Origin of the sequence: Myxococcus vastator (genome assembly GCF_010894475.1) — a bacterium.
Taxonomy (GTDB): Bacteria; Myxococcota; Myxococcia; order Myxococcales; family Myxococcaceae; genus Myxococcus; species Myxococcus vastator.
This window is the reverse complement of sequence record NZ_JAAIYB010000056.1, coordinates 21,856-28,473: the sequence shown is the minus strand read 5'-3', so window position 1 is coordinate 28,473 and position 6,618 is coordinate 21,856. Positions and strand designations below refer to the sequence as shown.

The following is a 6,618-nucleotide window of genomic DNA, read 5'->3' as shown; positions in this document are numbered from 1 at the left end:
GTTCGGAAGAACCAGTGCCCGCCCCGCAGAACTTCGAGCAGCCCCCGCCCGAGGCCATCCCGGTCCCCGAGGCGGGAGACGCCGAAAGCCTGCGCATCCAGCCGGAGGCGGGGGAACAGACGCCATGAACCTGACCGCCGACCCCATCCTCACCACCGCCTCCAGCGGAGCAGCTTCCCCGCGCAACGACGCCACGCAGCTGGTGGCCCACGGACAGGCCTACCTGTGTGGCCGCCCGCTGGGGGAGATCCTGCGCGCCATCGTCCCCTCGCTCACCGAGGAGAAGCTCCAGGAGGCGCTCGCCGTCCAGGACGAGAAGGGGCAGCGGATTGGCGAGGCCCTGGTGGGGATGAAGGCGGTCTCCGAGGAGGACGTGGCCAAGGCCCTGGGGCACCAGCTGGATTTGCCCTACCTGGCGCGCATCTTCGCCGAAGAGGTGGACGCGGAGCTGGTCAAGCGCATCCCCATCAACTTCGCCAAGCAGTCGCGCATCCTCCCGCTGTCCCTGGAGGGTGACACGGTGGCGGTGGCGGTGGCCGACCCGCTGGACACCGCGGCGCTGGACCACGTGCGCGTGCTGCTGGGCCAGAGCGTCAGCCAGCGCATCGCGCTGGGCTCCACCATCACCGACGCCATCAACAGCGTCTATGACCGCTCCGTCAATGAGACGGAGCAGCTCGTGGACGAGATGGAAACGCAGGACCTGGACGCCATCGCCCACGAGCTGGACGAGCCCAAGGACCTGCTCGACGAGGACGACGAGGCGCCCGTCATCCGGCTGGTGAACTCCGTGCTGTTCCGCGCCGCCAAGGAGCGCGCCAGCGACATCCACATCGAGCCGATGGAGCGCGAGCTGCTGGTGCGCTTCCGCGTGGACGGTGTGCTGCAGGAGGTCATCAAGCCGCCCAAGCGCTACCAGAACGCCATCGTCAGCCGCGTGAAGGTCATGGGGCAGCTCAACATCGCGGAGAAGCGCCTGCCGCAGGACGGCCGCATCCGCATCAAGCTGGCCGGCCGCGACATCGACATCCGCCTGTCCACCATCCCCACGTCCTTCGGCGAGCGCATCGTCATGCGTCTGCTGGACAAGACGGCGACGCTGCTGGACCTGGCCGAAATCGGCATGAGCCAGAAGACGCTCGAGTCGATGGAGGCCGTCATCAAGCGCTCGCACGGCATCGTCCTGGTGACGGGCCCCACGGGCTCCGGCAAGACGACGACGCTCTACGGCGCGCTGTCGAAGATCAACACGCCCGACCTCAACATCCTCACCGTCGAGGACCCGGTCGAATACCAGCTCAAGGGCATTGGCCAGATGGCCATCAGCCCGAAGATTGGCCTGACGTTCGCCCAGGGGCTGCGCTCCTTCCTCCGCCAGGATCCGGACGTCATCATGGTCGGCGAGATTCGCGACAAGGAGACGGCGGAGATCGCCATCCAGGCGTCGCTGACGGGCCACCTGGTGCTGTCCACGGTGCACACCAACGACGCCGCGGGCGCCGTGACGCGTCTGGTGGACATGGGCGTGGAGCCCTTCCTCGTGGCGTCCTCGCTCACCGGCATCCTGGCCCAGCGCCTGGTGCGCCGCGTGTGCCCGGACTGCCGCGTGCCCCACGAGCCCACGGACGCGGAGCTGAAGGAGCTGGGCCACTCGGTGGCCTCCTTCAAGCAGCGCTACGGCGTGGACCGCATCTTCAAGGCCACGGGTTGTCCCTCCTGCAACCGCAACGGCTACCGCGGGCGAACCGGCATCTACGAGTTCCTCCCCGTGGATGACGACGTGCGCCAGCTGGTGCTGAAGAACGTGGACGCCTCCACCATCAAGCGGTCCGCCACGTCCAAGGGCATGACGACGCTGCTGGATGACGGCGCGCGGAAGATTGCCCTGGGTGAGACGACCATCGCTGAGGTGCTGAGCATCACCCAGGAGGACATGTAGCCGACAGCTCCTCCCTGGGAGGGGCCGGGGTTCCTGAACCATGCCGGTCTTCGAGTACAGAGGTCTCAATTCCGCGGGCAAGCAGATCAAGGGCCTGCTCGAGGCGGACTCACCCAAGACGCTGCGGTCCAAGCTGCGCGCCGACGGCATCTTCCTCACGGACGTGCTGGCCCAGGCCGAAGGCAGCCGCGCCGCCGTGTCCAAGGGCACCAACGCGGCGCTGGTGGCGCGCGACATCGACCTGCGCAAGCTGGGCCGGGGGCGCGTCAACACCGACGACGTGGCCATCTTCACCCGGCAGCTGTCCACGCTGCTGGGCGCGGGCGTCACGCTGGTGGAGTCGCTCAGCGCGCTGGTGGACCAGGTGGAGAAGGAGCGCTTCAAGCGCGCCCTCTCCGACATCAAGCAGCGCGTCAATGAAGGCTCGTCCCTGGCGGACGCCATGGGCCAGCACCCGAAAATCTTCCCCAGCATCTACGTGAACATGGTGCGCGCGGGCGAGGCCTCCGGCGCGCTGGACGCGGTGCTCACGCGCCTGGCGGACTTCACGGAGAACCAGGCCCGCCTGCAGCAGAAGATCCTCAGCACCATGCTCTACCCCGCCATCATGATGGTGGTGGGCGGCGGCATCCTCGTGGCCCTCATGGTCTTCGTGGTGCCGAAGGTGACGAAGATCTTCGAGACGATGAAGGCCACGCTGCCCCTGAGCACGCGCTTCCTCATCGCCTCCAGCAACTTCTTCCAGAGCTGGTGGTTCATCCTGCTGCCGGGCATGGCGCTGGGCGTGGTCCTCTTCATGCGCTGGACGCAGAGCCCGACGGGCAAGCCCAAGTGGGACCGCCTCACGCTCAAGGCCCCCGTGGTGGGCAACCTGGTGCGCCTGCTGTCCATCTCCCGCTTCGCCCGCACGCTGTCCACGCTGCTCAAGAGCGGCGTCCCGCTGCTGGCGGCCATGGACATCGTCAAGGCCATCATGACGAACACCGTCCTGGCGGAGGTCGTGGAGAAGGCCCGCGACTCCATCCGCGAGGGCGAGAGCATCGCCAACCCGCTGAAGCGCTCCGGGGAGTTCCCGCCGCTGGTGTACCACATGGTCGCCATTGGCGAGCGCTCCGGCCAGCTGGAGGAGATGCTCACCAGCGTGGCGGACAACTACGAGACGCAGGTGAACGTGCGCATCACCGCCCTCACCTCGCTGCTGGAGCCCCTCCTCATCGTGGTGATGGGCGCGGTGATTGCATTCGTCGCGCTCTCCATCCTGATGCCGATTCTGCAGGTGAACTCGGCCATCCGGTGAGGTGTGGCGGAATGATGAATGACCTGGCGGACCGTTGGATTCAGCGCGTCACCCTGGCGGCGATGGTCGCCATGGCGGCGGCGCTGCTGACCGTGGGTGCCCGGCTGTACGGTCCCCAGCAGCCGCGCCCGCCCGCCGGGGCGGCGGACAGCGCCCGGACGCCCTGACAAGAAGACACGACGACACACGGGTGGCCTGCCAGAAAGTCACCCGGGATGGAGAGCAGACATGCGCCAGAGCCAGAAGCAGCAGCAGAAGAAGCAGCGCCGCAACCGCGGCATGACGCTCATCGAAATCATGGTGGTCATCACCATCCTCGGACTCATCGCCGCGGCGGTGGGTGTGGCCGTCATCCCGCAGCTGGAGGCCGCGCGCAGGGACCGCGCCGCGCTGGACATCAAGAACATCCAGGGCGCGATGAAGCTCTACTACACGAAGAAGGGGAAGTACCCGGACACGGCCTCTGGCCTGCAAGCGCTGGTGGAGGCGCAGGCGCTGGAGCAGATGCCCACGGACCCCTGGAACAACGAGTACGTCTACATCAACGAGGGCGGCAAGCCCGTCATCATCTCCTACGGCGCGGACGGCGCCTCGGGCGGTGAGGGCAACGACGCGGACATCTCGTCCGCGGACGCGGCCACCGCGAACAAGTAACGAACAAGTCGCGCGCGCCACGCGTTGACAGGGCTTGGGCATGAACGAGCACGACGCCATTGCATCCCCGACGCCCTCGCACGAGGGGCTGGACCGCCGCCGGAGCCTGGGGCGGCTGCTCCTCGTGTTCGTCTTCGTGGCCGCCACGGCCCTTGCCTTCACGCTCGTCTATGTGACGGAGGACCGGACGCTGGACGCAAGCCAGCGCCGGGCGCGCACGGACATCCGCAAGCTGGAGGGCATGTTCAAGTCCCACCACCGGCTGATGGGCCGCTTCCCCTCCCAGGAGGAAGGCTTCACCCCGCTCATCCAGGCCCGCCTGCTGGAGCGCGTGCCGGTGGACCCCTGGGGCCACCCGTACGTGTACTGGATGAACGGGTCGACGGGCGCCGTCGTGTCCTACGGGGCGGACGGCAGGCCGGGCGGGACGGGGCCTGCCGCGGACCTGAGCAGCGGCGGCGTGCTGGCCGCCGGTTGGGGGGAGCCATGACGAAGCGGAGCCACCGCCACCAGCGTGGCCTGACGCTCATCGAAATCTCCATCGCCATCATCATCGTCGCGATGCTGTTCTCCGCGGCGGTGATGGGCATTGGCTCCATCACCGGCGCCAAGGCCAAGGGCAGCGCGGGCGAGCTGGCGGGCCTCATCCGCTCGCTCTATGACTCCGCGGCGCTGCGCGGGCAGACGTGCCGGCTCGTCTTCGAGATTCCCGACCCCAAGACTGAGCAGGCCACGCGCTATCACGCCGAGTGCGCGGAGGGCGCCGTCACCACCGCGAGAGACCGCGACGAGACGCTGCGCACGGAGAACAGCGAGCGCGAGCGCGCCGCGCGCAACCGGGGCAGCGGCAGCGGCCGTGACGAGCGGCGCAACTACCTGGGCGGCGGCAGCGGGACGAACGCCCCCAGCGCGCAGGAGCTGCTGGAGGGTGAGCAGCTGCGCGTGGAGAACGCGGCCCGCTTCTCCTCCTACACGTCCGAAGAGGTCCCCGCGCGGGAGCTGCCCGCGGACGTCAAGGTCTCCGTGTGGACGCGCCACCAGCGTCAGCCGGTGGAGAGCGGCGTGGCGTACCTCTACTTCTTCCCGCAGGGCTACACGGAGAAGGCGTACGTCTACGTGCAGCAGGGAGACAACGTCTGGACGCTGGACGTGTCACCGCTCACCGGCAAGGTGCAGATTGTCGCCGAGGCGCTGGAGGTGCCGCGATGAAGCGCGCCCAGGGATTCACGCTGCTGGAAGTGGTGGTGGCGCTCGCCATCCTCGGGCTGGCGTTGATGGCCATCTTCGACCTCAACGCGGGCGCGGTGTCCAACCACGTCTACACCAAGCGCCTCACCGTGGCGTCGCTGCTGGCCCGGTCGAAGATGACGGACCTGGAGCAGGACCTCTACGACGACGGCTTCAGCCTGGATGACCAGGAGGAGTCCGGGGACTTCTCCGATGAAGGCTGGAACCAGTTCAAGTGGCGCGCGCGCATCATCGCGCCCAAGACGGACGGCGTGACGCCGGACCAGCTCATTGGCGCCATCTTCAACCTGCCCATTGGCGACAGCGGCGGGGATGACCCGCTGTCCGGACTGGCGGGCCTCTTCGGCGGCGCCGCCGGCGGCAAGGACGGCGCGTCCTCCGGCGGGCCCCAGGCCGCGGGCCTGGGCGGCATGGGCGGCGCGGCCATGGGCATGGCCCAGCCCATGTTCACGCAGATGGTGGAGCAGATCACCCAGACGGTCCGCGAGGTGCATCTCACCGTCTACTGGCAGGAAGGCACGCAGGTGGAGAGCATCGACCTGGTGACACACGTCGTGTCGCTCGGGCCGGGCTCGGACCGCAACGGCGGCGCCGCCGCGGCCCAGGGCGGAGGCTCCGACAACCAGTGGGTGACGCAGGACGGGCGACCCGTGGCCAACCCCATCCCCGGCCCCAACGGCATCATGCTGGACCCGGCGACGCGGCAGCCGCTGCGCCGCCTGGGTGACGCCCAGCAGGACCTGGGCCGCCGCGGCGGCAACATGGGCAGCAACCCGCTGATGCCGGGCGGCCCCCGGGGGGTTCAATGATGCGGCGTCACATGCGCGGGTTCACGTTGATGGAGGTCATGGTGGCCGTCGCCATCACCGCCCTCATGGGCACGGTGGTGGCCATGGCCTTCCAGACGGGCCTGACGGCGAAGGAGACGGTGGAGGTGGACGCGGACCGCTACCGGCAGGTCCGCGTGGCCATGAACCGCATGGCGCGCGAGATTGGCTCGGCCTACGTGAGCGACCGCTACGACTCCACCCGCTTCCGGGACCAGAACGACCGGCCCACCAACTTCGTGGGGGAGCGTGGCAAGCTGCTGCTCACCACCTTCTCGCACCAGCGCCTCTACACGGACGTGAAGGAGTCCGACCAGGCCATCGTCGAGTACTTCGTCGAGGCGTCGGAGGACCGGGAGGCCCGCGGCCGGCAGGACCTCAAGCGGCGCGTCAACCCGAACATCGACGAGCGCATGGAGCAGGGCGGCCACGTGGACGTGCTCTTCGAAGGCGTGAAGGAGCTGGAGTTCGCCTACTGGGATTCGGAGAAGAAGGAGTGGGATGACGAGTGGGACACGCGGCGCACGGAGCGCAAGGCGATTCTCCCCACCCGGGTGCGCGTGACGCTGACGGCGGTGGACGAAACCGGCAAGGAGGCCCGTTACGTCACCCAGGCCCGAATCATGCTCAACACGGAGCTGCCGAGGTACTGA

The 6,618-nt window shown here is 68.5% G+C and carries 8 protein-coding genes; all 8 read left to right on the top strand.

From position 1 onward, the window contains the following. Positions 1 to 124: 124 nt before the first annotated feature. The 8 genes from gspE to G4D87_RS08450 all read left to right on the top strand — a co-directional run bounded on the left by gspE (position 125) and on the right by G4D87_RS08450 (position 6,618). Positions 125 to 1,939, top strand: a complete 1,815-nt coding sequence (gene gspE / locus G4D87_RS08485; RefSeq protein WP_163780745.1) for a type II secretion system ATPase GspE — start codon at positions 125 to 127, stop codon at positions 1,937 to 1,939. Positions 1,940 to 1,979: 40 nt separating this feature from the next. Continuing rightward, the gene (gene gspF, locus G4D87_RS08480; protein WP_163780743.1) at positions 1,980 to 3,236 is read left to right on the top strand and encodes a type II secretion system inner membrane protein GspF; all 1,257 of its coding nucleotides are present in this window, start codon (positions 1,980 to 1,982) and stop codon (positions 3,234 to 3,236) included. Positions 3,237 to 3,247: 11 nt separating this feature from the next. Continuing rightward, positions 3,248 to 3,403 (top strand): hypothetical protein, encoded by a 156-nt coding sequence (locus tag G4D87_RS08475; protein ID WP_163780693.1) that lies wholly within the window; start codon positions 3,248 to 3,250, stop codon positions 3,401 to 3,403. A 61-nt stretch (positions 3,404 to 3,464) separates the two neighbouring features. Continuing rightward, complete coding sequence (gspG, locus tag G4D87_RS08470; RefSeq protein ID WP_163780741.1) at positions 3,465 to 3,890, top strand: type II secretion system major pseudopilin GspG; 426 nt, start codon at positions 3,465 to 3,467, stop codon at positions 3,888 to 3,890. Positions 3,891 to 3,930: 40 nt separating this feature from the next. Further along, positions 3,931 to 4,380, top strand: a complete 450-nt coding sequence (locus G4D87_RS08465; RefSeq protein ID WP_205507484.1) for a type II secretion system protein GspG — start codon at positions 3,931 to 3,933, stop codon at positions 4,378 to 4,380. Continuing rightward, on the top strand, positions 4,377 to 5,099 hold the full coding sequence (locus G4D87_RS08460) for a prepilin-type N-terminal cleavage/methylation domain-containing protein (RefSeq protein WP_176411082.1): 723 nt from the start codon (positions 4,377 to 4,379) through the stop codon (positions 5,097 to 5,099). Before G4D87_RS08465 ends, G4D87_RS08460 begins: the two co-directional genes overlap by 4 nt. Further along, positions 5,096 to 5,947, top strand: a complete 852-nt coding sequence (locus G4D87_RS08455; protein ID WP_163780735.1) for a type IV pilus modification PilV family protein — start codon at positions 5,096 to 5,098, stop codon at positions 5,945 to 5,947. Before G4D87_RS08460 ends, G4D87_RS08455 begins: the two co-directional genes overlap by 4 nt. After that, positions 5,947 to 6,618, top strand: coding sequence for a type II secretion system protein GspJ (locus G4D87_RS08450; protein ID WP_163780747.1), 672 nt, complete (start codon positions 5,947 to 5,949; stop codon positions 6,616 to 6,618). Before G4D87_RS08455 ends, G4D87_RS08450 begins: the two co-directional genes overlap by 1 nt.